The organism is Micromonospora sp. WMMD1120 (assembly GCF_029626235.1).
Classification (GTDB): Bacteria; Actinomycetota; Actinomycetes; order Mycobacteriales; family Micromonosporaceae; genus Micromonospora.
Genome location: NZ_JARUBO010000005.1, coordinates 1,809,439 through 1,832,466 on the forward strand (window position 1 = coordinate 1,809,439; position 23,028 = coordinate 1,832,466).

23 protein-coding genes are annotated in these 23,028 nt (G+C 71.4%); 16 read left to right on the forward strand and 7 right to left on the reverse strand.

Annotated features, from left to right (window positions below; genetic code table 11):
• Positions 1-177: 177 nt before the first annotated feature.
• The 3 genes from O7634_RS08580 to O7634_RS08590 form a co-directional block, all read right to left on the reverse strand.
• Positions 178-1,272, reverse strand: coding sequence for a PLP-dependent aminotransferase family protein (locus tag O7634_RS08580; RefSeq protein WP_278149601.1), 1,095 nt, complete (start codon positions 1,270-1,272; stop codon positions 178-180).
• Between the two features lie 106 nt (positions 1,273-1,378).
• The gene (locus tag O7634_RS08585) at positions 1,379-1,837 is read right to left on the reverse strand and encodes an ester cyclase (protein WP_278149602.1); all 459 of its coding nucleotides are present in this window, start codon (positions 1,835-1,837) and stop codon (positions 1,379-1,381) included.
• A 108-nt stretch (positions 1,838-1,945) separates the two neighbouring features.
• Entirely contained in the window at positions 1,946-2,341 is a 396-nt protein-coding gene (locus tag O7634_RS08590; RefSeq protein ID WP_278149603.1) for a CBS domain-containing protein, read from the reverse strand.
• A gap of 113 nt (positions 2,342-2,454) precedes the next feature.
• On the opposite strand from O7634_RS08590, the gene O7634_RS08595 reads away from it, so the two are divergent.
• The 5 genes from O7634_RS08595 to O7634_RS08615 all read left to right on the forward strand — a co-directional run bounded on the left by O7634_RS08595 (position 2,455) and on the right by O7634_RS08615 (position 6,266).
• Positions 2,455-2,904, forward strand: a complete 450-nt coding sequence (locus O7634_RS08595) for an NUDIX domain-containing protein (protein ID WP_278149604.1) — start codon at positions 2,455-2,457, stop codon at positions 2,902-2,904.
• A complete protein-coding gene (locus tag O7634_RS08600; protein ID WP_278149605.1) occupies positions 2,901-3,668 on the forward strand; it encodes a hypothetical protein in 768 nt (255 codons plus the stop codon). Before O7634_RS08595 ends, O7634_RS08600 begins: the two co-directional genes overlap by 4 nt.
• Positions 3,669-3,782: 114 nt before the next feature.
• Positions 3,783-4,514, forward strand: coding sequence for a phosphocholine cytidylyltransferase family protein (locus tag O7634_RS08605; protein ID WP_278149606.1), 732 nt, complete (start codon positions 3,783-3,785; stop codon positions 4,512-4,514).
• Positions 4,502-5,569, forward strand: a complete 1,068-nt coding sequence (locus O7634_RS08610) for an iron-containing alcohol dehydrogenase family protein (protein ID WP_278149607.1) — start codon at positions 4,502-4,504, stop codon at positions 5,567-5,569. Before O7634_RS08605 ends, O7634_RS08610 begins: the two co-directional genes overlap by 13 nt.
• Entirely contained in the window at positions 5,544-6,266 is a 723-nt protein-coding gene (locus tag O7634_RS08615) for a CDP-alcohol phosphatidyltransferase family protein (RefSeq protein ID WP_278149608.1), read from the forward strand. Before O7634_RS08610 ends, O7634_RS08615 begins: the two co-directional genes overlap by 26 nt.
• 118 nt (positions 6,267-6,384) lie before the next feature.
• On the opposite strand, the gene O7634_RS08620 is transcribed toward O7634_RS08615, so the two are convergent.
• Entirely contained in the window at positions 6,385-7,710 is a 1,326-nt protein-coding gene (locus O7634_RS08620; RefSeq protein WP_278149609.1) for a glycosyltransferase family 4 protein, read from the reverse strand.
• Between the two features lie 80 nt (positions 7,711-7,790).
• On the opposite strand from O7634_RS08620, the gene O7634_RS08625 reads away from it, so the two are divergent.
• The 7 genes from O7634_RS08625 (at position 7,791) to O7634_RS08655 (ending at position 16,428) form a co-directional block, all read left to right on the forward strand.
• Positions 7,791-8,651, forward strand: a complete 861-nt coding sequence (locus O7634_RS08625) for a DNA-formamidopyrimidine glycosylase family protein (protein ID WP_278149610.1) — start codon at positions 7,791-7,793, stop codon at positions 8,649-8,651.
• Between the two features lie 264 nt (positions 8,652-8,915).
• A complete protein-coding gene (locus tag O7634_RS08630; protein ID WP_278153912.1) occupies positions 8,916-10,487 on the forward strand; it encodes a sugar transferase in 1,572 nt (523 codons plus the stop codon).
• Between the two features lie 195 nt (positions 10,488-10,682).
• Positions 10,683-11,336 carry an NYN domain-containing protein gene (locus tag O7634_RS08635; RefSeq protein ID WP_278149611.1) on the forward strand — a complete coding sequence of 218 codons (654 nt, stop codon included), beginning with the start codon at positions 10,683-10,685 and terminating at the stop codon, positions 11,334-11,336.
• A gap of 114 nt (positions 11,337-11,450) precedes the next feature.
• On the forward strand, positions 11,451-12,677 hold the full coding sequence (locus O7634_RS08640) for a histidine kinase (protein ID WP_278149612.1): 1,227 nt from the start codon (positions 11,451-11,453) through the stop codon (positions 12,675-12,677).
• Positions 12,674-13,462, forward strand: a complete 789-nt coding sequence (locus tag O7634_RS08645; RefSeq protein WP_278149613.1) for a LytTR family DNA-binding domain-containing protein — start codon at positions 12,674-12,676, stop codon at positions 13,460-13,462. The genes O7634_RS08640 and O7634_RS08645 overlap by 4 nt, the downstream gene beginning before the upstream one ends.
• Positions 13,463-13,527: 65 nt before the next feature.
• Positions 13,528-14,190 carry a DUF5701 family protein gene (locus O7634_RS08650; RefSeq protein ID WP_278149614.1) on the forward strand — a complete coding sequence of 221 codons (663 nt, stop codon included), beginning with the start codon at positions 13,528-13,530 and terminating at the stop codon, positions 14,188-14,190.
• A 165-nt stretch (positions 14,191-14,355) separates the two neighbouring features.
• Entirely contained in the window at positions 14,356-16,428 is a 2,073-nt protein-coding gene (locus O7634_RS08655; protein WP_278149615.1) for a carboxypeptidase-like regulatory domain-containing protein, read from the forward strand.
• A 68-nt stretch (positions 16,429-16,496) separates the two neighbouring features.
• Here the strand turns inward: O7634_RS08655 and O7634_RS08660 are convergent, their stop codons facing one another.
• Positions 16,497-17,048, reverse strand: a complete 552-nt coding sequence (locus tag O7634_RS08660) for a Uma2 family endonuclease (protein WP_278149616.1) — start codon at positions 17,046-17,048, stop codon at positions 16,497-16,499.
• 193 nt (positions 17,049-17,241) lie between these two features.
• Between O7634_RS08660 and O7634_RS08665 the strand changes: the two genes are divergently transcribed.
• The 4 genes from O7634_RS08665 (at position 17,242) to O7634_RS08680 (ending at position 21,923) form a co-directional block, all read left to right on the forward strand.
• Positions 17,242-17,655: a hypothetical protein gene (locus tag O7634_RS08665; protein ID WP_278149617.1), complete on the forward strand. Its 414-nt coding sequence runs from the start codon at positions 17,242-17,244 to the stop codon at positions 17,653-17,655.
• 1 nt (position 17,656) lies between these two features.
• Positions 17,657-19,300 carry a cation acetate symporter gene (locus O7634_RS08670; protein ID WP_278149618.1) on the forward strand — a complete coding sequence of 548 codons (1,644 nt, stop codon included), beginning with the start codon at positions 17,657-17,659 and terminating at the stop codon, positions 19,298-19,300.
• Between the two features lie 170 nt (positions 19,301-19,470).
• A complete protein-coding gene (locus O7634_RS08675; RefSeq protein ID WP_278149619.1) occupies positions 19,471-20,235 on the forward strand; it encodes an ABC transporter ATP-binding protein in 765 nt (254 codons plus the stop codon).
• Positions 20,220-21,923 carry an ABC transporter permease gene (locus tag O7634_RS08680; RefSeq protein ID WP_278149620.1) on the forward strand — a complete coding sequence of 568 codons (1,704 nt, stop codon included), beginning with the start codon at positions 20,220-20,222 and terminating at the stop codon, positions 21,921-21,923. Before O7634_RS08675 ends, O7634_RS08680 begins: the two co-directional genes overlap by 16 nt.
• Here the strand turns inward: O7634_RS08680 and O7634_RS08685 are convergent.
• Both O7634_RS08685 and O7634_RS08690 read right to left on the reverse strand, forming a co-directional pair.
• Positions 21,920-22,126 carry a DUF397 domain-containing protein gene (locus O7634_RS08685; RefSeq protein WP_278149621.1) on the reverse strand — a complete coding sequence of 69 codons (207 nt, stop codon included), beginning with the start codon at positions 22,124-22,126 and terminating at the stop codon, positions 21,920-21,922. The two genes, O7634_RS08680 and O7634_RS08685, sit on opposite strands and share 4 nt — an antisense overlap.
• The gene (locus O7634_RS08690) at positions 22,123-22,908 is read right to left on the reverse strand and encodes a helix-turn-helix transcriptional regulator (protein WP_278149622.1); all 786 of its coding nucleotides are present in this window, start codon (positions 22,906-22,908) and stop codon (positions 22,123-22,125) included. Before O7634_RS08690 ends, O7634_RS08685 begins: the two co-directional genes overlap by 4 nt.
• Between the last annotated feature and the right edge of the window lie 120 nt (positions 22,909-23,028).

Genomic DNA, 23,028 nt, shown 5'->3' on the forward strand with positions numbered 1-23,028 from the left:
CACCTGTGGGGGCGGGAGGTTGTGCTTCCGCGTCACCCAGGTCGCGGCGGCCCGGGGGGCCGGGCGGTCATACCACGTTTGACGGGTGACGCTCGCAGCATTGTGGGCCGCCGGCCGCCCGGAGGGGAGCCCCGGGACGGCCGGCATCGTCGTTCTGTCAGGAACCCGACAGATGAATCAGCTCCGGACCGCCTCGACGGCCTCCGCGAGCCGCCGGACGCCCTCGTCGATCCGGTCCGCCGTCACCGCCGAGAAGGCCAGCCGCAGGGCGTGCCGCCCGCCGTCCAGGAGGAAGTCACTGCCCTTCACCACGGCGACCCCGCGCTCGGCCGCCGCCGGGGCGAGCCGGTCGACGAGCACGTCCTCCGGGAACTCCACCCAGAGGAAGTAGCCACCGTCAGGCTCCACGAACCGCGCCTGCGGCAGGTGCCGGCGCAACGACTCGGCGAGCACCTGGGCGCGCTCGCCCAGCGCCGCGCGCACCGTCTCGATCGAGCGGTCGATGTCACCCGACACGCAGAACTGGTGCACGATCGCCTGGGACACCATGCCCGGCGAGATGTAGAGGCTCGTCGCGTTCTTCGCGATGTCGGCGATCAGATCGGCCGGGCCGACCAGGTAACCCACCCGCACACCGGGGCAGACCGTCTTGGTGAAGCTCGACGCGTGCACCACCACGTCGCGGGTGTCCAGCGAGAGCATCGACGGCAGGGCCTCGCCCCGAAAGCGGATGTCCGCGTACGGGTCGTCCTCGAAGATCGTGAACTGGTACTCGGCGGCCAGGTCGAGCAGCTCCCGGCGCTTCTCCAGCGACAGCGTCATGCCGGCCGGGTTCTGGTAGTTGGGGATGACGTGCGCGAGTCGGGGGCGGACCCCGGACTCCAGCAGCTTGCGCAGCTCGGCGGTGTCCAGACCGTCCGGCTGGACGGTGATGCCGTGCAGCTCGCTGCCCATTCGCTTGAGGTTGAGCAGCGTCCGGTCGTACGTCGGGCGCTCCACCACCACCGCGTCGCCGGGGCGGACCAGGTGGTCGAAGAGGAACGCGTCGGCCTGGAGCGAGCCGTTGGTGACCAGCACCTGGTTGGCTTCGACCCCGTGCTTCTCGGCGATCCACTTGCGCAGCGGGACGTAGCCGACGGAGGTGCCGTACGCCGTCACTCCGGCGGGGTCGGCGTCGAAGGCGCGGACGGCGGCGGCCTTGAGCCCTTCGACATCGACGATGTCCAGCGAGGGGGCTCCACGGGCGAAGGAGATCAGCTGCTCGGCGGTCATGGATATTGAGCGTACGGGCGGCGGCGGGCGACGCGCGGACGGCACGGCGATGTCCGCATCCTGAGCCACCGGGTCGGGTGACTCCGCTCCACCGGTCGGCGGCAGATCAGACCGGAAGGGCGAGCGCGTCGTGCTGCGCCGCCCGGGAGAGCCCGTCAAACTGCACGCCGAGGGCGTCCAGGAGTTGGCTCCAGTCGAAGTAGGAGCGCCAGGCGGTGATCAGTCCCTTGCGGGCGCGGACCACGTCGGCGACCTCCCAGCTCACCACCCGACCGGTGGGTGCGACAGTGCCGTACGGCGAGTGCAGTGTGCCGGTGTGGGTGCCGGTCAGCCGCAGCTCGACGGCGGCGCCACCGCCGGTCCGGACGGCGCCCAGGGGATCGACCCGGAGGTCCGGAAAGGCGCCCGTCCAGGTCCGCAGGAGCGCGGGCAGTTCGATCGGGCGCACCGTCACGCCCGGCATGGCGTAGAACGCCTCCCGGGCGTAGAGATCCGGGAGCCGGGCCACGTCCCGACGCAGGAGCATGGCGTACTGCTGTTGGACCAGTCGCTCCGCGTCGCGCATCGGGACCTCCCCCACGGGCCACGGCACCTCCGCGCCCGCGAGGGATTCCTACCCGTCGACCCGCCCGACACACCTGCGCCGGGCGGGATGTCCGATTGGTCGCTTCGGTCAGGTCGCGGCGGTGGCCGCCCGGCTCTCCGCCCAGACCCGCATGATGTCCCGTACGGAGATCACGCCGGCCACCTCCCGACCGTCCAGCACCACCAGGTGCCGGAACCCGCCCCGGGCCATCGCGGCGGCGGCCTCGGCGACCGTCCACTCCGGCCCCGCGTAGACCACGTCCCAGGTCAGGTGCGCGCCGGTGCGTTCCACGTCGCAGTCCAGGCCGGCGCCGACGGCCTTCAACACGTCGCGTTCGGTCATGATCCCGACGCCCTCGGAATCCGGGTCGATCACGACCGCCGACCCGACACCACGGGCCGACATCATCTGGGCCGCCTGGCGGAGCGTGTGCTCCGGGCCGACGACCAGGACCTGGCTGGACATGGCTTCCCGTACCTGCATCACACATCACCCCTTTGGGACGGTGGCCTCCGGTACGGACATCGTGGTCGGCGGATGTTTCCGGGACAAGCACGGCATCGTCGCGGTGTCGAACCCCTCGCTACTGTCGAACCGTGTCCACCGAGCCCCTGCGCTGTGCCGGCGCGTTGATCGTCGACAACGACTGCCGCATCTTCTTCCAGCGCCGCTCACCACACCGACGCCTCTTCCCCAACTGCTGGGACATCGTCGGTGGGCACGTGGAGCCGGGTGAGGGCATCACCGACGCGCTGCGCCGGGAGATCACCGAGGAGACCGGGTGGGTGCTCGCGCACGTCCTCGACCAGGTCGGCGAGTACCGCTACGTGGGCGACGACGGCCTGGCCCGGATCGAGCACGACTTCCTCGTCCGGGTCGACGGTGACCTGGGCCATCCCCGGCTGGAGGCGGGCAAGCACACCGAGTACCGCTGGCTGGCCGAGCACGAGGTGGCCATGCTGGACGAGCATCGCCACGTCAACGACGGGCTGATCCGGCGGATCGCGGAGGAGGGTTTCGCCGCCCTCCGGTCGATCGGCCGGTGAACACCGTCGCGCTGGCGCCGCACCGGATCGCCGGACTGCTCGCTCCGGCCGTGGACCGGACCTTCCGCGCCGGCATGCTCGCCGGGTACGACGGTGGCGGGGCCGAGCTGTCCCAGCGCTATGGCGGCTCGGCGGCGACCGGCTTCCTCGTCGACCTGCGGACCCGACTGGCCGCGCCCGGTGGCACCGTCGACGGGCCGGGGTTCGCGGCGATCACCCGTTACCGGGACCCGATCGCCTGCCGGCGGACCGTGGACAAACACGTGGCGCACGGGATGGTCCACCGCAACCCAAAGGGTGACCTGTCGGCCACCGAGCGTGGTGCCGCCTTCCTCACCGAGCTGTACCAGGTGCACGCCGAGGTCACCGAGGAGCTGTGGACCGGGCACGAGGAGCGGGTGGAACGACTCGTCGCCGTGTTCGGCCGGCTGCTGTCGTACGCCCTGGTGCTGGCCGAGGAGGAGGGGACCGGCGGTGGTTCCGCCTTCGCCGCGCTGGCACCCCCGTACGAGCCGGACGGCACCCCGCCGGGTGTGCTGCTGCTCAACCGGCTCGGCGCGCTGCGTCACCACCGGGCCGACGCGCACGCCGCCGCCTGGACCGCCGCCGGGCACACCGCGTCGAGCATCGCCGCCCTACCGGCCGGCCCGGAGCGGCTGGCCATCGAGTTGGAGACCGACCGGCGGGCCGCCGGCCCGTACGCCGTGCTCGGCGCCGAGGAGCGCCTGACAGTGCTCGCCGACCTGGCGGCGTTGCCCGGCTGACCCGGCACGCCGACCTGGCGGCGTTGCCCGGCTGACCCGGTTGGCCGGAGCGGCGCGGCCGGCCGGCGCTATCCTCCAGCGGTGACGGGGAGCCGGACGAGGGAGGATGTCGCGATGATCGGAATGGTGCTCGCGGCCGGAGCGGGACGACGGCTGCGCCCGTACACCGACACCCTGCCCAAGGCGTTGGTGCCGGTGGACGGCGAGACGACGATCCTGGACATCGCGCTCGGCAACCTCGCCGAGGTCGGGCTCACCGACATCGTGATCGTGGTCGGCTACGCGGCGGACGCGGTCGTCTCCCGTCAGGCGGACCTGGAGAAGAAGTACGGCGTCTCGCTCACCCTGGTGCACAACGACAGGGCCGAGGAGTGGAACAACGCGTACTCCCTCTGGCTGGCCCGGGAGCACTTCGCCCGGGGGGTGCTGCTGGTCAACGGCGACACCGTGCACCCGGTGAGCGTGGAGAAGACCCTGCTGGCCGAGCGGGGGCCGGGCATCCTGCTCGCCGTGGACACCCTCAAGCCGCTGGCCGAGGAGGAGATGAAGACCACCTTCGACGCCGCCGGCCAGCTCACCCGGATCACCAAGATCATGGACCCGGGCGAGGCGTACGGGGAGTACATCGGCGCGACGCTGATCGAGCCGCAGGTCGCCGACGCCCTCGCCGACGCGCTGGAGGCGACCTGGCGACGGGACCCGAACCTCTACTACGAGGACGGCTACCAGGAGTTCGCCGACCGGGGCGGGGAGGTGCGGGCCGCGCCGATCGGCGACGTCCCGTGGGTCGAGGTCGACAACCACGCCGACCTGGCCCGCGCGCGGGAGATCGCGTGCCGCTACTAGCACGCAGCGTCCTCACCCCGCTGCACATCGACGTACGGCGGGGCGCGGTCGCCGATCTGGGCGCGATCCTGGCCGACGGCCGGATCTCCTCCGGCGGCGACGTCGCGGTGGTGGTCGGCCCGGGTCAGGGTGCCCAGATCGCGGAGTTGATCCGGCCGTCGCTGCGGTCGGCGGACGTGTTCACCGTCTCCGGGGGCACCCTGGACGCCGCCGACGACCTGGGCGGCAAACTGCGCGCCCGCTCGTACGACGCGGTGGTGGGCATCGGCGGCGGCAAGACCATAGACGTCGCGAAGTACGCCGCGACCCGGCGCGGGCTGCCGATGGTGTCGGTGGCGACCAGCCTCGCCAACGACGGGATCGCCTCCCCGGTGGCCAGCCTGATCACCGACGGGATCAAGGGCTCCTACGGGGTGCACATCCCGATCGGGGTGATCGTCGATCTGGACTTCGTGGACAGCGGCCCGGACCGGCACAACCGGGCCGGCATCGGCGACGTGGTCAGCAACATCAGCGCGCTGGCCGACTGGGAGCTGTCCCGCCAGGTACGCGGCGAGCCGGTCGACGGGCTGGCCGCCTCGCTGGCCCGTGCGGGCGCCGAGGCGGTGCTGAACCACCCGGGCGACATGGGCGACGACGCGTTCGTCACCGTGCTGGCCGAGGCGTTGATCTCCAGCGGCCTCGCGATGGCGGTCTGCGGCACCAGCCGCCCGTCCAGCGGCGGCTGCCACGAGATCATGCACGCCGTCGACTCGCTCTTCCCCGGCACCGCCTCGCACGGCGAGCTGGCCGGGCTGGGCGCGCTGTTCTGTACCTGGCTGCGCGGTGACCTGCGCCGCTTCGGGGAGATGTCGGCCTGTCTGGCCCGGCACGGCCTGCCCCGGCTGCCCGCCGAGGTGACGCTCACCGACGACCAGTTCGTGGAGGCGGTGCAGTTCGCACCGCGTACCCGCCCGGACCGCTACACGATCCTCGAACACCTGGCACTGTCGCCTACCGAGACGCGGGAACGGCTGGCAGACTACGCCGGTGCAATCCGCGACCAGCTTGGCTGACCCCCGTCCCACCGTCGCCGACTTTCACCGGGTGAACCGGGGCGGCGGCCTGTTCAGCGAGTCGATCAGCCAGTGGCTGGGGGCCGTCTTCGCGCTGGTCGCCCAGCGGCTGGGGCTGCGCCCGACCGCGCTGACCATGACCAACCTGGTGCTCGGCCTGGCCACCTCGGTCTCCGTGGTGGCGCTCGCCGGCCCGGTCGCCGCCGGGGACGTACCGGCCTGGGTGGTCGGCCTGCTCGCCCTGGTCGGCTGGCAGGTGGCGTACTCCCTGGACTGCGCGGACGGACAGCTCGCCCGGGTCACCGGTCAGGGCAGCGCGGCCGGCGCCCGGGTCGACGTGCTCTGCGACGTGGCCGCGCAGATCGCCCTGGTGGCCGCGCTGGCCGCCACCGCCGTGGCGCAGGAGCCGTCCACCCCACCCTGGCTGGTGGCCACCTTCGCGGGGACCTGGATGGTCAACCTGGTCACCTCGGTGATGCAGTCCGGACCCAACGCGGCCAGCATGGTCACCTCGACCTCGCTGCCGGTACGCCTGGTCAAGCTGGTCCGGGACTACGGCGCGGTGATCTTCGTGGCCGCGGTGGTGCTGGCCGTCGCCCCCGCGCTGGTCCTCTGGGTGCTGGTCGCCTTCACGATCGTCAACGGCGGCTTCCTGCTGGCGAGCATCGCCTTCTCCGCCCGATCCTCCCTGCGCTGACCCGCCCCCTCTGATTGCGTCGATCTTGCACTTCCGGCTGCCGTTATGGGCGCTAAGCCCTTTATGTCGGGGCAGAAAGTGCAAGATCGCGGAGGGCCAGGGAGGGCGGGCGCGGGGGCTAGCGGGGGCGGGACAGGTTTGCGTAGATGTCGATGAGGCGCTTGGTGACCACGTCGGGGTGGAACGTGCGCTCGTAGCGGGCGCGGGCGGGCAGGGCCAGGCCGGGCGCTTCGGCTCGGGCGACCGGCAGGGCGGCGGCCAGCGCGGCCGGCTCCGGGGCGACGACCCAGCCGGCCTCGCCCCTACCGATCCCGGCCGGAGTCGCCGACCCGTCACGCCCGGCGAACCCGGAGCCGACCGGCGCAGCCGGGGCGATCGGCGAGGCGACCTCGGAGGCAGCCGGCGCGGCGACCGCGGAGGCGGTCTCGGCCGGACCGGTGCCCGCCGGCTCGTGCGGGGCGTCGGCCCCGACCAGGTACGGAATCCCACCCAACGCCGTGCCGAGCACCGGCCGACCGCTCGCCAACGCCTCGATGATCACGGTGGGCAGCACGTCGTGCCACATCGCCGCGGCGATCACCACAGCGCTCGCCTCGACCGCCGCCCGGACGCCGGCCCGGTCGAGCTGCCCGAGGTAGACCACGTCGGGTCGCTCGGCGGCGGCAGCCTCCACCAGCGGACGCAGCTCTCCGTCACCCGCCACCCGCAGCGTGCCCAGCGCGCCGACGGGGTGCCGACGCCAGGCGTCCAGCAGCAGGTCGACGCCCTTTTCCGGGGAGAGGCGGGCCATGTAGAGGAACCCGTCGCCGAGCGGCACCGGCCGACCCGGATCGGGTACGGAGTTCGGCTTCACCACGATCCGGCCGTCCGGAATGCCGTAGTCCCGGAGGTGGTCGGCGATGGCCGAGGTGAGCGCGATGTACCGGTCCACCGAACGCCAGGTGCCCCGGTGCACGGCCAGGGTGGTCGCCATCAGCGCGCTCTGCGCCGCCGAGTCCCGGTAGCAGCGGTGCCTGATGGCGGGCACCCCCAGCGCCCGCCCCTTGCAGTCCTGGCAGATCACCCCGTCCCGGAAGTAGATCCCCGACGAGCAGACCTGCCGGTAGTTGTGCACCGTCTGCACCACCGGCACGCCGTGCCGGTGCGCGGTCCGCACCACCCAGGGCGAGATCAGGGGGTACGGGTTGTGCAGGTGCAGCACGTCCGGTCGGTGCTCGGTGAGCAGCCGGCCCAGGTCCTGCTGGGCGCGCGGCGCCCAGATCGGCGAGATCGGCAGCAGCGCCTTGGCGGCCTTCGACATCGACGGGATCTCGTCCGAGCTGCGGATGAACGGCAGCACCTCGACGCCGGCGGCGGTGAGCTGGGCGATCTCCGAGTCGACGATCGTGTTCTCACCCGAGGGCTGGGCTTCCCGGTACCGGTTGTGCGCCACCACGATTCTCACTGAGCTTGCCTTTCGTTCGCGATTGCGGGACTCGCAAGCTCATTCCTCACGCTCACGGGAAAGAAGGCTACCGTTGGGTCGTGCCCGAACTACCGGAGGTTGAAGCGCTCGCGGGTTACCTGCGGCAGCGCGCGGTGGGGCGGCGTGTCGACCGGCTGGAGATCGCCGCGATCAGCGCCCTGAAGACGTACGACCCGGCACCCACCGCCGTCGCCGGCAAGGCGGTCATCGACGCCCGCCGACACGGCAAGTTCCTCGACGTCGTCATCGAGGGTGACCTGCATCTCGTGGTGCACCTGGCTCGGGCGGGCTGGCTGCACTACCGGGAGGCGTTCCCGTCCGCCACGCCGCTGCGGCCGGGCAAGGGCCCGATCGCGGTACGGGTCCGACTCGACGACGGCTCCGGGTTCGACCTGACCGAGGCGGGCACCCAGAAGAAGCTGGCGGCCTACCTGGTCACCGATCCGGCGGCGGTCCCCGGGGTGGCCAAGCTCGGTCCGGACGCGCTCGCCGCGGACCTGCCCACCTTCACCGAGCGGCTGCGCAGCCGCCGGGGGCAGGTCAAGGGGGTGTTGACCGACCAGGCGGTGCTGTCCGGGGTGGGCAACGCGTACTCCGACGAGATCCTGCACGCCGCGAAGCTGTCCCCGTTCGCGATCACCGACCGACTCACCGACGCCCAGCTCGCCACGCTGCACGCCGCCACCCGGCAGGTGCTCGGCGACGCGGTGGAGCGGTCGCTCGGCCAGCGGGCCGCCGAGCTGAAGGGCGAGAAGCGCTCCGGGCTGAAGGTGCACGCCCGGACCGGGCTACCCTGCCCGGTCTGCGGGGACACCGTACGGGAGGTGTCGTTCGCCGACTCCAGCCTCCAGTACTGCCCGACCTGCCAGACCGGCGGCAAGCCGCTCGCTGACCGTCGGTTGTCCCGCCTCGTACGGTGAGTAATCCCACTCGGCGACTACGGAGCGGAATCACCCCTCCTGAGCCGATGCTCCGGTCCGCCAGTCTCGCCAGGCGCGCATCCATCGGTATAGTGACCCGGTCCCCGGCTTCTGAAATGGTGCGGAGCCGGCCAGATCCCGCCGGCACCATCGGTCGCCAATCTCCCTCGGGGCGGCGACCGGTCGGGGCTCGCGTGGGAGACTGGGACGGTGGGCGACCCGGGCCCTCACGCCGAGTGAGCGGCCCGTGTCATGCGGGAGGACATGGGTGAGGTGACGGCAAGCCTCCAGCGCCCGGTAACCAACGAAGGCCGGAGCAGACTCGTGCGGCACGTCGACAGCTTCGAGATCCAGCCGCCGACGCCGCCGTCACACAACGGTGTCCCCCGGTCGGCGTGGACCAGGGCGCGGCGTCGTGTCTCCCGTTGGCACCGCCCCTACATCGCTACCCTGCTGCTGCTGGACTTCGGGGCCGCGGCGTTCGCCAGCTGGATCGCGATCCAGCTCTTCGACCAGGCCGCCTCCGGGTTCACCGGCACCAACCAGGACCCGACCTGGTTCCACACCATCTCCTATCTGCTGCTCCCGCTCGGGTGGGTGGTCATCCTCTGGAGCAACAGGGCCTACGACCGGCGCTACCTGGGGCTCGGCCCGGACGAGTTCAAACGGGTGATCCGGGCGGCGGTGACGGTCGCCGCGAGCGTGTCGTTCCTCGCCTTCGCCACCAAGACCGCGCTCTCCCGGTGGACGGTCGGCACGGCCCTGCTCGGCGCGCTGCTGCTGATCCTGTGGTGCCGTTTCGTGGCCCGCTGGGCCCTGCACTACATCCGGCGGCGGGCCGGTCAGGCCGCCCACCGGATGGTGCTGGTCGGCACGCTGCCCGAGTGCCTGGAGGTCTACGCGGCGGTCACCCGCAGCCCGGCCGCCGGGCTGATGCCCGTCGCCATCCACATCACCGACGGCTATGCGGCGGCCCGGGGAATGCCGACCCCGGTGCCGGTGTACGCCGGGCGGGACGTCCTGGCCCTCGTACGTGAGGTCGGCGGGGACACCATCGCCGTCTGCGGGTCGGCGAGCGCCGAGCCGGGCGAGTTGCGCCGGTTGGCCTGGCAGTTGGAGGGCTCCGGCGTCGACCTGGTGGTCGCCCCGCAGCTCACCGACATCGCCGGCCCCCGGGTGCACATCCGACCGATCGAGGGTCTGCCGCTGCTGCACGTGGAGGAGCCGACCCTCTCCGGGCCGGCCCTGCTGGCCAAGAACCTGATGGACCGGATCGCCGCCGGCCTCGGCCTGCTGCTGCTGATCCCACTCTTCGTGGCCATCGCCGTGGCGATCCGGATCTCCGACCCGGGGCCGGTCTTCTTCCGGCAGCCCCGGGTGGGCCACGAGGGGCGCACGTTCCGCGTGTGGAAGTTCCGGACGATGTACGTCGACGCCGAGGACCGGCTGGCCAGCCTGGTGGACCGGAACGAGACCGACGGCATGCTGTTCAAGATGAAGGAGGACCCGCGGGTCTTCCCGGTCGGCCGCTTCCTCCGGGCCACCTCGCTGGACGAGCTGCCGCAGCTGATCAACGTCCTGTGGGGCGAGATGTCGCTGGTCGGGCCGCGCCCGCTGCCGGCCGACGACGGTGACTTCCTCGGTGACGTACGCCGCCGGCTGCTGGTCCGCCCGGGGATGACCGGCCTGTGGCAGGTCTCCGGCCGCTCCGACCTGTCCTGGGACGAGTCGGTCCGCCTGGACCTCTACTACGTCGACAACTGGTCGCTGGCGTACGACCTCAGCATCCTGTGGCGCACCGTCGGTGTGGTGCTCGCCCGCAAGGGCGCGTACTAGCCCTGTCGCGAGGCTTGGGGCCACCGGTGTGACAGCCGGTGGCCGCGCCGAATCGGGATTGCCGCACAGTAGCGATAAGGTGACCAACGGCAACCAGGGCAAAAAAACGGCCCCCGATCGGGGGCCGTTCCTGCCGTATCTCTCGGCGTCGTATGTGCCCACCATACACCAACCCCGAGAACCAGAGGGGTGGACGTGGCCACAGTCGCCGCCTACATCGATGGCTTCAACCTGTATTACGGGATGAAGAACAAGTACGGCCGCAAGCACCTGTGGCTCGACGTCGTCGAACTCGTGCGCAAACTCAGACCCAAGGACACCGTCACCGGGGTCCACTACTTCTCAGCCATAGTCAAGAACGAGCCTGCCGCCGCTCAGAACCAGACCAGCTACATCGATGCCATGAAAATCCGCAACGGCGGGCTGCTCACTGTGCATCTCGGGCGATTCAAGGAGCGGACGATCAAAGATTGCCGCCGCTGCGGACAGAGCTACACCTGCGGCTGCGGCCGGCAGTACAGGAGCTTCGAGGAGAAGGGGACCGACGTCGCACTCGGTGCGATGATGGTCGCCGACGCTGCCCTCCGCATCGCGGACACAACCCTGCTCATCAGCGCTGACACCGATCTCGCCCCAGCGCTGTCCACGGTACGGGCGGTGAACCCCGCCCAGCGGATCTACCTCGCTATGCCACCTGGCAACACCAAGGCATCCAGCCATTTGACCAGCATCGGCGATCTCGGTCAGTTCTTCATTCGCGAGCAAGCTCTGCGGGACGCCCAGTTGCCCAACATCGTCGCGGACCCCGCGACGGGGCGCAGCTACACCCGCCCTGCGAAGTGGAGCTGAGGGTCCCTACACTTGTCAGCCGCCCTTCCGTGCCGGCCGGGTGGTGGACCCCGACCTGTCGTACCCGATGGGGTGGGGCTTGGCTGGTCGGCCCGCACCGGCGAGGATCGCTGCGTGGCTGCCAACCTCTCCGCCGTGGTCGGTGTCGTCTCGCTCGTCACCGCGCTGACCGCTGCCCTGTTGGCGGTGCTGCGGTTGCGGGCCCGCCGGGGCATCGCCACCGCCACCCAGCGGGCCACCTACGAGGTGTTGCACACCGCCGGCCTGGCCGCCGAGCCGCTGCGGGCCGGCCTGAGCGCGGCGGGCGCGGCGAAGGCCGTACGCCATCTCCGGGCCCTGGTGGGCGCGGTCGGGCTGGCGCTCACCGACGCCGACCGGCTGCTGGCCCACGACGGGCGCGGCACGCACCACGGCGGGCAACTGCTCGCGGCGGCCCAGCGGACGGTGACCACCGGCCGGTCGTCGGTGCTGGGTGAGCGGGACCTGCACTGCGACCGGGTGGACTGCCCGATCCGGGGCGCGGTGGTGGCGCCCTTGCAGGGGGCCGACGGTCGGGTGGTCGGCGCGCTGGTGGCGGTCGCCGACAGCCCACCGCCGCCCGGGTTGGTGCAGGCCACCCTGGAGACGGCGCACTGGGCCGGCAACCAGCTCGCCCTGGCCGAGCTGGACTCGTCCCGGGAGCGCCTGGCCCGGGCGGAGATCCGGGCGTTGCGGGCGCAGATCAGCCCGCACTTCATCTACAACGCGCTGACCGCCATCGGCTCGTTCGTCCGCACCGATCCGGAGCGGGCCCGGGAGTTGATCCTGGAGTTCGCGGAGTTCACCAGGTACTCGTTCCGGGCGCACGGCGAGTTCACCACGCTCGCCGAGGAGTTGCGGTCGATCGACCGCTACCTGACCATCGAGCGGGCCCGGTTCGGCGACCGGTTGCAGGTGCGGTTGCAGATCGCCCCCGAGGTGCTGCCGGTGACGCTGCCGTTCCTCTGCCTCCAGCCGCTGGTGGAGAACGCGGTTCGCCACGGGTTGTCCCGCAAGCCGGGCACGGGCATGGTGAGCATCGAGGCCCAGGACGCGGGCGCCGAGTGCCACATCACGGTGGAGGACGACGGAGTGGGAATGGATCCGACCACGTTGACCGCCGGCATCGCCGAGCTGGCCCGCAGCACCGGCGACCCGGGCGACGACACCGGCCAGCACGTCGGCCTCTCCAACGTCGACGAGCGGCTGCGGTCGGTCTTCGGGGACCGGTTCGGCCTGGTCGTGGAGACCGGGTTGGGCTCGGGCACGAAGGTCAGCATGCGGGTGCCGAAGTTCCACCCGGGTGTACGGGCCGGTTCGTGAGCGAGCGAACCGGGACGGGCGCTGTCAACGCGTCGGGTTTCCTCAGGGTGCTGGCGGTGGACGACGAGCCGCCCGCGCTCGACGAGTTGGCGTACCACCTGCGGGCCGACCCCCGGGTGGCCCGGCTGCACACGGCCGGGGACGCCACCGAGGCGCTGCGGCTGTTGCGCGACGGTGACGTGGACGTGGTCTTCCTGGACATCCGGATGCCCGGCCTGGACGGCATGGAGCTGGCCCGGGTGCTGCGCCGCTTCGCCCGGCCACCGGCGATCGTGTTCGTCACCGCGTACGACGACGGCGCTGTGGACGCCTTCGACCTGGGCGCCACCGACTACGTCCGGAAGCCGGTACGCGCCGAGCGGCTGGCCGAGTCGTTGCGCCGGGTGATCGGCTCGCGGGTGGTGCCGTCGCACCCGGCGGCGCTGGCCCGCGCGGAGGAGGACCCGACCATCCCGATCGAGCTGGCCGGCACCACCCGCATGCTGCCCCGCTCGGCGGTGCGCTGGGTGGAGGCGCAGGGGGACTACGCCCGGCTGCACACGGCGGAGGGGTCACATCTGGTCCGGGTGTCGCTGGCCACGCTCGCGGAGCGGTGGGCCGATGCCGGTTTCGTCCGGGTGCACCGGTCGTACCTGGTGCAGTTGAAGCTGATCGCGGAGCTGCGGCTGGTCAACTCCGGCTACGTGGTGGTGATCGATTCCACCGAGCTACCGGTGAGCAGACGGCACACCCGGGAGCTGAAGGACAAGCTGGTCAGGGCCGCCAAGCAGGATTGGAGTCGGTGAGTCGGGAATGCCGCACGCCGTCCCGTACGTTGTACGCTAGTCCGTACGACTTCCGGGAGGCCGCCGTGACCGAGACTCCGTTCGACGCCGAGACCGAATTCGACAGCCAACTCGACCGGCTGGTGCGGCTCGGTCACCCCGCCCTCGCCGGGCTGACCGAGAGCGCCTTCCGCGACCTGGTCGCGCCGCTGCGGGCCCGTGCGGTGGAGGGCGCCGCCGGCCTGGCCGCCCCCACCGACGCCCGGGTGCCCTTCCTGCTGGTCATCAGCCGGGAGCTGATCGGGGTACGGGAACGACTGGAGCTGACCACGCTGGCCGGCAAACGCAAGCCGGGCGTCCTGGACCGGAACTACGCCGAGGACGACCTGCCCCGCTTCGACCCGATCAAGGAGCTGGAGGTGCCGGCCGGCCCGGCGTACCTGCTCTTCGACGTCGACCGGGGCGAGGAGTTCCGCAACCTGGCCCCGGCGACGGCGATGGAGGCGATCACCGCTCAGGGCCGGCTGCCGCTCACCATCGACGAGGGTCTCGCCCTCGTCACGCTGCACCCGGCCGCACTGGCCAGCAACAGGTGTTTCTCGCTCGTCGGCTCGCGCTGCGGCGACAAGCGGGTACCGGCGCTGTGGATCAGCCAGGGAGCGCCCAAGCTGGGCTGGTGCTGGTACGGCAACCCGCACACCTGGCTCGGCTCCGCCTCGGCCCGGCCGGAGCGCGTCGGCCTGGACTGAGACATCCGCCAGGTGAAATGCCCGGTCGTGCGGATTCGGCCGGCCGGGCACCCGGCAGTCATCGTGAGTGACCTATTCTCCTGAGACCGATTCGCGTACGGGGCGCCGGAGCGGTGCAGGCGGAGTCTGCTCGATCGCCCCATCCACCATCACGTTGGGACATCGATGCAGCTAATCCCACCCCGCCGTGGCCTGCTGGCCGGGGCCGTCGTGGCGGCACTCGTGCTGTCCGGCGCCACTCCGGCCCAGGCCGCGGCAACGGGCGTCGTCAGTGGACGGGTCACCACCAACACCGGCGCCGGCGCCGCCGAGGTCCAGGTGCAGCTTCTCCGGAGCGACGACTACGCGTACGCGGGCTCCACCAACACCGACGCCGACGGCAACTACACCATCACCGGGCTGCAAGCCGGCTCCTACCTGGTCGGCTACTCCGCCTCGGAGAGGCCCGAGCAGTGGCACCACCAGCAGGTCAGCCCGTTCGACGCCGATCCGGTGACTGTCACCGAGGGTGGCACGACCCGGGTCGACGAGCAGCTCTTCGAGACCGGCACCCTCACCGGGCGGATGGTGGACGCCGCCGGCCAGCCGGTGGTGGACCTCACCATCGATGTCCGTGAGGTCGACACCTTCGCCTGGGCCTATGGTCGCACCGACGACCAGGGCAGGTTCACCATCGCGGCCCGGCCGGGCCGCTACACGGTGAGCATCCAACCCATCGAGGGCTCCTACCAGCAGCAGTACGTGCCCGGAAAGATCGACGAACAGGGCGCCACCGTCTTCGAGGTCAAGGCGGACGAGGCGATCGAAATCAACGAGACGGTGCTGCCGGCCGGCGACCTGACCGGCCGGTTCACCACCGCCTCCGGCGCTCCGCTCAGCAACGCCGAGGTCAACGTCACCACCGCCAACTTCTACGGCGGGGCGTGGACCCAGACCGACGCGAACGGCGCGTTCACCGTGCGGGTGCTCCAGGGCTCCTACCGGGTCGGCGTGACGGCCGGTGACCGGCAGCAGTACTACCGCGGCAAACTGACCCAGGAGGAGGCGAACCTGGTCGAGGTACGGGGTGGGCAGCAGACGCGCATCACCGACAGCCTGCTCGGGACCGGCTCGGTCACCGTCTCCGCCGTCGACTCGATCACCGGTGAGCCCGTCGCCAACTTCTGCGCGCAGTCGATCTGCAGCAACGGCACCGGCACGGTGACCGTCACCGACCTGCCGCAGGGCCGGCACACCCTCTACCTGGACGCGCCGGACAGGCTGCACTTCTCCCGGGAGGTGACCGGGGTCCGGGTGACCGCGAACACCGACACCAAGCTGACAGTGAAGATGCGGCCCGGCGCGGTCATCAGCACCACGATCGTGGATCGGCAGAGCGGCGCGCCGGTCGCGGACGTCTGCCTGGACGCGTTCCTGCCCAAGCAGGCGGCCCTCGCCGACGGCTACGGCGACTGCAGCGACCGGCTCGGCCGGATCAAGGTGGGGCCGCTGGCCGCGGGCAGCTACAAGCTCTTCGCGGTGCCGCAGGGCGACACCTACGGCCGCCAGTGGGTGGGCGCCGACGGTGGTAGCGGCGACGAGCGGCAGGCGGCCGTCGTCGCGGCGACCGCCGGTCAGGTCGTCACCGGACCGCAGGTGAAGCTCGACCGGGCCGGCAAGGTCACCGGGACGGTCACCGACGCGGCCGGCACGCCGGTGCCGAACGCCAGCGTGTCGGTGCTGACCGGGCACCCCGGCGTCGGCACCGAGGACGCCGTCGCCGACGAGCGCGGCGTCTACACGATCAAGCGCCTCGGCCCGTACGCCTGGCCACTGGTGTTCAGCGGCTACCGACAGGCCAGCGAGTGGTCCGGCGACAAGCCGAGCCGGTTCACCGCCACACCGGTGCAGGTGACGGCCGGAGCGACCGCCACCCAGAACGCCCAACTGGACCAGGGCGTCGAGCTGACCGGCACCTTCCGGACGCCGGACGGCACCCCGTTCACCAGCGGGTACGTCATCGCCCGCAGTGCCGACACCGGCGACATCGCGGGCAACGGGTGGATGGAGAACGGGCAGTTCACCTTCCGTCTGAAGGGGTCGCAGCGGGTCTTCTTCACCTACAACGTCTCGCTCGGCGATGAGTACTTCGACGGTCGCTACCTGGTGACGCAGCCGGACGGCACCCGCAAGCTGGGGCTGTTCTCGGTGCCGGCCAGCGGCAGCATGTCGGTGGACCTGGTCGTACCGACCAGCTGACGGTTCGACGTGGCGGGGCCGGTGGCACGACGCCACCGGCCCCGTCGCATGTCCGACGTCGAGAGCGGTCAGAAGATGTCGGCCAGCGGCAGGGTGAGGGGAAACGGCTGCTCGGTGCGGTAGACCTCGCCGACAGGGAGGAAAGCATGCTCGCGGTATCCGCCCGCGCCGTTCACCAGCACGGTGAGGGTCTGCTTGCGCGGGTCCACGAGCCAGTAGAGCGGGATGCCCGCGGCCGCGTACTCGTGTCGCTTGAGCACCAGATCACGGCCGGCGTTGCTCGGCGAGATCACCTCGACGACGAGCAGCACGTCGGCCGGGTCGAGCGCCGCGCCTCCCCGGTCCACCGCGCTCTCGCGGGCGACGAAGAGGTCTGGCACGAAGTAGGAGGAGCGTTTGGCGCTGACGCCGATGTCCTGACCGACGAGAACCCCGGCCGGGGCCTGCCGGTCGACGAGCCGGCGGAGGCGGTTGGCGACCGCGCCGTGGAAGACGTCCGCATGGGGGGACACGAGCAGGCTCCCGTCGAAGATCTCGTAGACCTGGTCGTCCTCGGGAAGGCTCTGGAGGTCGTCCACCGTCCAGACGTCGCCGTGGCCGGGCCGGGCGGGGTTGGTCACCGTCACACCTCCTCTCTACCCGACCACAGTGACAGTTCGATCGGTCGTCCACAACGAGCCCCGGGAGTTCACACAGGCCAGCCTGCGTCGCAAGCGAGTTATCCACAGCCGTGAACCGTTGTCCACAGGTTATGCACAATGGTGTCGGGCACGTGCTGCTTGACAATCCGGCGCGGGGGGCGAGACTGCCGTGATGGCCAAGCAACTCCCGGACGTGGAGTCGGGCGGCGCGGTCCCGCCGCCCCGGCGGGCCCGGATCGTGCTGGCCGAGATCAGCCGGCAGGACACCCGCGCCGAGCGGACCCGCGCCGAACTGGCCCAGCAGACCCAGATCGGTGAGGCGCTGGTCCGCGGCCTGGTCCGGGCGCAACTCGCGCTGGCGCTGCGGCTCTCCCTGGTGGTCGCCATCGGCTTGGGTGGGTTGCCCTGGCTGTTCGCCATCGCACCCGCGCTCGGCCGGACCACTGTCGCCGGCGTCAACCTGCCGTGGTTGCTGCTCGGGGTGGCGTCCTTCCCCTTCCTGATCGGGGTCGGCTGGGCGTACGTGCGGTTGGCCGAGCGCAACGAGCAGGACTTCGTCGACCTGGTGCAACGGCCGGAGCGCTGACGTGGGCAACGGCTTCGTGGTCCCGGCGATCGTCGCGGTCACCCTGGTCACCGTCGGGATCGGCTTCTACGGGCTGCGGCTGGCCCGGACCACATCCGACTTCCTGGTGGCGTCCCGGGCGATCAGTCCGACCTGGAACGCAGCCGCCATCGGTGGGGAGTACCTGTCGGCGGCGAGCTTCCTCGGCATCGCGGGGCTGGTCCTCAAGTACGGCGTGGACGTGCTCTGGTATCCGGTCGGGTTCGCCGCCGGTTACCTGGCCCTGCTGCTGTTCGTGGCGGCGCCGCTGCGGCGGTCCGGCGCGTTCACCCTGCCGGACTTCTGCGAGCTACGGCTGGGGTCCCGGCGGCTCCGCATCCTGGCCACCGCCTTCGTGATCTTCATCGGTTGGCTGTACCTGGTGCCGCAACTCCAGGGCGCCGGCCTCACCCTGGCCACCGTGGCCGGCTCCCCGTACCCGCTCGGCGCTCTCCTGGTGGCCGCCGTGGTCACCGCGAACGTGGCGCTGGGCGGGATGCGCGCGATCACCTTCGTCCAGGCGTTCCAGTACTGGCTCAAGCTGACCGCTCTCGCCGTACCGGTGATCTTCCTGGCGTTGCAGTGGCAGGCCGACGGCCGCCCGGCGGTGACGCCACCCGACGGGCCGACGTTCCGGGCCGCGACCACCGTCGTGGTCGAGCACCGGGCGACCCTCACCCTGCCCGACGGTGACATCCGGGAGGTACGCCCCGGCGACGAGCTGACCTTCGCCGAGGGTGACAGGGTGCCGGACGTGTCCGGGGTGGCCACCGCCGCCGGTGACTGGCTGTTGCCCAGCGCGGCGGGCAACGACGATCGGGGACTGTTCGCCACGTACTCGCTGATCCTGGCCACCTTCCTGGGCACCATGGGTCTGCCGCACGTGCTGGTCCGCTTCTACACCAACCCGGACGGCGCGGCGGCACGCCGGACCACCCTGGTCGTGCTGGCCCTGGTCGGCGCCTTCTATCTGCTGCCCACCCTGTACGGGGTGCTGGGCCGGATCTACACCCCGCAGTTGCTGCTCAGCGGGCAGACCGACGCGGTGGTGGTGTTGCTGCCCGGCGCGGCCCTCGGCGACGGCACCGTCGGGCGGCTGCTCGCCGCGCTGGTCTCGGCGGGCGCCTTCGCGGCCTTCCTGTCCACCTCGTCCGGGCTGCTGACCAGCGTCGCCGGCGTCATCTCGACGGACGTGCTGGGCCGCGGCTCGGTACGCGGCTTCCGGCTGGCCACGGTGATCGCCGGAGCGGTGCCGACGGTGTTGGCGCTGCACGTCTCCGGGCTGGACGTGTCGCAGGTGGTCGGGCTGGCCTTCGCGGTCGCCGCGTCGAGCTTCTGCCCGCTGCTGGTGCTCGGCATCTGGTGGCGTGGGCTGACCGACCTGGGCGCCGCCGCCGGAGTGCTGGTGGGTGGCGGGGCCGCGATCGGCGCCGTGCTGGTGACCGTGCTCGGCCCACCGCTGTCCGGCTGGCCGGCCACGCTCACCACCCAGCCGGCCGCCTGGACGGTGCCACTGGCGTTCGCGGTGATGGTCGCGGTGTCGATGGCGACCCGCCGTCGCGCCCCCGCCGACGTCGCGGCCACCATGCTCCGCCTGCACACCCCGGAATCCCTCCGTACGCAGTGAGCACGAGTGCCCCACCGCGCCGATCTTGCACTTGCGGTTGTTGATTTAAGCGGTTATGCACTTTATGCCAGGACAGTAAGTGCAAGATCGCGCGTTGTCCGCCTCGGGGATGATGCCGGTCCGCCCCGCGCCGGAGGGCGGGACTGGTGGCTGGCGGATAACGTCGGCGCATGACTGTTGAGCATCCCGCACTCGCGCTGCGTGGCCTGGCCAAGCAGTTCGACGGCACGGTCGCGGTCGGCGGCGTCGACCTGGACGTTCCCGTGGGCTCGTTCTACGGCCTGCTCGGCCCGAACGGCGCGGGTAAGACCACCACCCTGTCAATGGCGGTCGGGCTGCTCCGGCCGGATGCCGGGGCGGCCTGGGTGCTCGGGCACGACGTCTGGCAGGACCCGATCACCGCGAAGCGGATGCTCGGCGTGATGCCCGACGGAGTCCGCCTGTTCGACAGGCTCACCGGGGCGGAGCTGCTGGCGTACAACGGGCTGTTGCGGGGGATGGACCCGGCGGTGGTCGACCAGCGGGCCGCGGAGCTGCTCGACGTGCTGGCGCTCGGCGACGCCGGCCGGACGCTCGTGGTGGACTACTCGGCGGGCATGAAGAAGAAGATCGGTCTGGCCTGCGCGCTGCTGCACGGGCCCCGCGTGCTGGTGCTGGACGAGCCGTTCGAGGCTGTCGACCCGGTCTCCGCCGCGCTGATCCGGGACATCCTCACCAGGTACGCGGCCGGCGGCGGCACCGTGGTCTTCTCCAGCCACGTGATGGAGGTCGTGGAACGGCTCTGCTCACACGTGGCGATCCTGGCCGGCGGCACCATCAAGCGGGTCGGGACGCTCGACGAGGTCCGCGGCGACCGCTCGCTGGAGCAGGTTTTCGTCGAGGTGGTCGGTGGCCGCACCGCGACCGGCGAGGAGTTGTCGTGGCTCTCCCAGTGACTTCTGACGCCAGCCCCGCCGCGCCGGCCCGCGCGGTCTCCGCCCGGCACTTCGTACGGCTCAAGCTGCGGGTGATGGGCAACAACTTCCGGGGCCAGGGCTGGCGGATCGCCATGTTCATCGGCGGCGCGCTGCTCGGGCTCTGGTTCGCCGCCAGCGGCTTCCTCCTGTTCGCCGCCACCGGCCTGGCGGAGGACGGACGCTACGCGGTACTCGCCGCCGCGGCGGGCGGAGGGCTGCTGGTGCTCGGTTGGCTGCTCCTGCCACTGGTCTTCTTCGGCGTGGACGAGACACTGGACCCGGCCCGGTTCGCGCTCCTGCCGCTGCCCCGCCGCACCCTGGTCAGCGGTCTGTTCTTCGCGGCCCTGCTCAGCGTCCCGGCGCTGGCGACGTTGATCGGCACGTCCGGGTTGGTGCTGACCGCCTGGTCGCTGGGCGGGTGGTCGGCGGGGTTGGCCGGCGTCGTCGGCGTACTCGCGGGGTTGCTGCTCTGCGTCGCCGCCAGCCGGGCGATGACGAGCGCCTTCGCCACCATGTTGCGGTCCCGCCGGGTACGCGACCTGGCCGCTGTGCTGTTGGCGGTGGCCGCCGCGCTGCTCGGCCCGTTGCAGGTCTTCGGTCTCGCCGCATTGCGGGGGGCGGACTGGTCCCGGTTGACCGGGATCGCGACGGTGATCGGTTGGACGCCGCTCGGCGCGCCCTGGACCGTCGGCGTCGACGTGGCCCAGGGCCGGGTCTGGGCCGCCCCGGTCAAGTTGCTGATCACGCTGGTGTCCCTCGGGGCGCTGCTGGTCTGGTGGTCGCGTTCGTTGGAGTCGGCGATGGTGGGCGCGACGAGCGGCGGCAAGGCCCCGGCGCGGCGGGGAGCCACCGGCGGCGCTGTCGCCCAACTGTTCCCCCGGGCCGCCGGCTGGGTCCGCCGGGACCAGTTCGGGGCCCTGGTCGCCCGGGAGGCCCGCTACTGGTGGCGGGACGCCCGCCGCCGCGCCAACCTGATCACGATCGCGGTGGTCGGCATCTTCGTTCCCGTCTTCATCAACGTCACGGGCGGGGACTTCGCGGCCATGGAGGGCGGGAGTTTCACGGCGGCGGCCAGCGACAGCTCACCGGTCGTGGTCACCATCTCCATGGTTCTCGTGGGTGTGCTCGCCGCCGCCACCCTGGCCAACCAGTTCGGCTTCGACGGCAGCGCGTACGCGGCGAACGTGGTGGCCGGGGTGTCCGGCCGGGTCGAGCTGCGGGCGCGGATGACCGCCTTCTCGCTGTACGTGCTGCCGATGCTGGCGTTCGTGGCGGTGGTGCTGTCGGTGCTGCTCGGTCAGCCGGGTTGGATCGGTCTCACCTTCGGCAGCCTGGTCGCCACCTATGGCACCGGGCTGGCGGTGAACAGCCTGGTGTCGGTGCTCGGGGCGTACTCGCTGCCGGAGACGAGCAACCCGTTCGCGATGAACAGCGGGGCGGGTCTGACGAAGGGATTCCTCACCCTGCTGACGATGGTCGCCTCGGCGGTCGCGGCGGTGCCGATGGTGGTCGCCGCGGCGCTGCTCGGCGACGCGTGGCTCTGGTTGGCGTTGCCGGTCGGCGGGGCGTACGGGTTCGGGGCGGCGTTACTGGGCGCGTACCTGGCCGGAGACGTGCTGGACCGTCGCCAGCCGGAGTTGCTGGCCACCGTCACGCCGCGCCGTTAACCGGTGCGGCGGCCCTGGGCCTGGGCGGCGTCGGCGACGAAGCCGCGCCAGGCGTTCGGAGCGAAGGTGAGGACCGGGCCGGAGCGGTCCTTGCTGTCCCGAACCAGCACCACGCCGGGTACGTTGTCCGCCACCTCGACGCAGTTGCCGCCGGAGTCGGTCGACCGAGTGGAGGTGCGCCATTGTGGTTCGTTGGTCGTCATGGGGTCACCTTCAGCTTCCGGATCAGATCCATCGAGGCGCTTGTGGAAAGTGCTTCGCCGAGCAGGCTATCCCATTTTCGATCGATCAACCGGAGTATCTCCGGGTCGTCCATGACGTGTCCGCGAGCGGCATTCTCCAGGTAGAGCACCCGGTCGCCGTCCGGCAGATCGGCGAACACGAAGCCGCCCCCGAAGCCGACATGCTCCCCGACGCTCAGTGGGATGACGTGCAGTCGGGCGGACGGAAGCTCCGCCACCTCGAGCAGTCGGCCGAGTTGGGCGTTGAGCACGGCGTGACCACCCACCGGACGGTGGAGGCCCATCTCGTCCACCAGGAAGACGCACGTTGGCGGCGCGTCTCGGGACAGCAGCAGTTGGCGTTCGAGACGAACCGCGACAAGCTCATCGACCATCGCCGGCGGATGCAGCCCACCCGCTGAGATGACGGCTCGGGCGTAATCCTCGGTCTGAAGAAGGCCGGGCACGAGACATGCCTCGAAGGCCCGTAGGCGTGTCGCCCGCTGTTCGTATCCGCGCCAGGGGACGAACCAGGAGGGGCCATATTCCTGGTCTGCTGCCTTGAGGAGTTCGGCGAGGAGGCCGCCGGTGGCGAGGGCTTCGTCTGCCGCCACCGCGAACTCCATTGTCGGCCGGCGTCGGCCGGTCTCGATGGCCGCCACCGTGGACGGACTCCACCTGGTCAGTGTCGCCAAGGCCTCCTGGGACACCTCGGCACCGGCGCGGGCGGACTTCAACGCCCGTACCCACATGTCGACGTTCATCCTTACCTCTCCGGTAAGTACGTGACCGCGCTGTGTAGTAAGCCCTGGCATCCTCCCCTGTCCGCGCCTTTCCGTCCAGGGTGGAGAGCACGCGGCCCGGCCGATGGAGGCGACGTCCCG

Coding starts and splice junctions, on each gene's coding strand:
- O7634_RS08580 (WP_278149601.1), bottom strand. CDS start 1,272: ATGACCGCCGAGCAGCTGATCTCCTTCGCCCGTGGAGCCCCCTCGCTG.
- O7634_RS08585 (WP_278149602.1), bottom strand. CDS start 1,837: ATGCGCGACGCGGAGCGACTGGTCCAACAGCAGTACGCCATGCTCCTG.
- O7634_RS08590 (WP_278149603.1), bottom strand. CDS start 2,341: ATGCAGGTACGGGAAGCCATGTCCAGCCAGGTCCTGGTCGTCGGCCCG.
- O7634_RS08605 (WP_278149606.1), top strand. CDS start 3,783: ATGATCGGAATGGTGCTCGCGGCCGGAGCGGGACGACGGCTGCGCCCG.
- O7634_RS08630 (WP_278153912.1), top strand. CDS start 8,916: ATGGGTGAGGTGACGGCAAGCCTCCAGCGCCCGGTAACCAACGAAGGC.
- O7634_RS08655 (WP_278149615.1), top strand. CDS start 14,356: ATGCAGCTAATCCCACCCCGCCGTGGCCTGCTGGCCGGGGCCGTCGTG.
- O7634_RS08665 (WP_278149617.1), top strand. CDS start 17,242: ATGGCCAAGCAACTCCCGGACGTGGAGTCGGGCGGCGCGGTCCCGCCG.
- O7634_RS08675 (WP_278149619.1), top strand. CDS start 19,471: ATGACTGTTGAGCATCCCGCACTCGCGCTGCGTGGCCTGGCCAAGCAG.
- O7634_RS08685 (WP_278149621.1), bottom strand. CDS start 22,126: ATGACGACCAACGAACCACAATGGCGCACCTCCACTCGGTCGACCGAC.
- O7634_RS08690 (WP_278149622.1), bottom strand. CDS start 22,908: ATGAACGTCGACATGTGGGTACGGGCGTTGAAGTCCGCCCGCGCCGGT.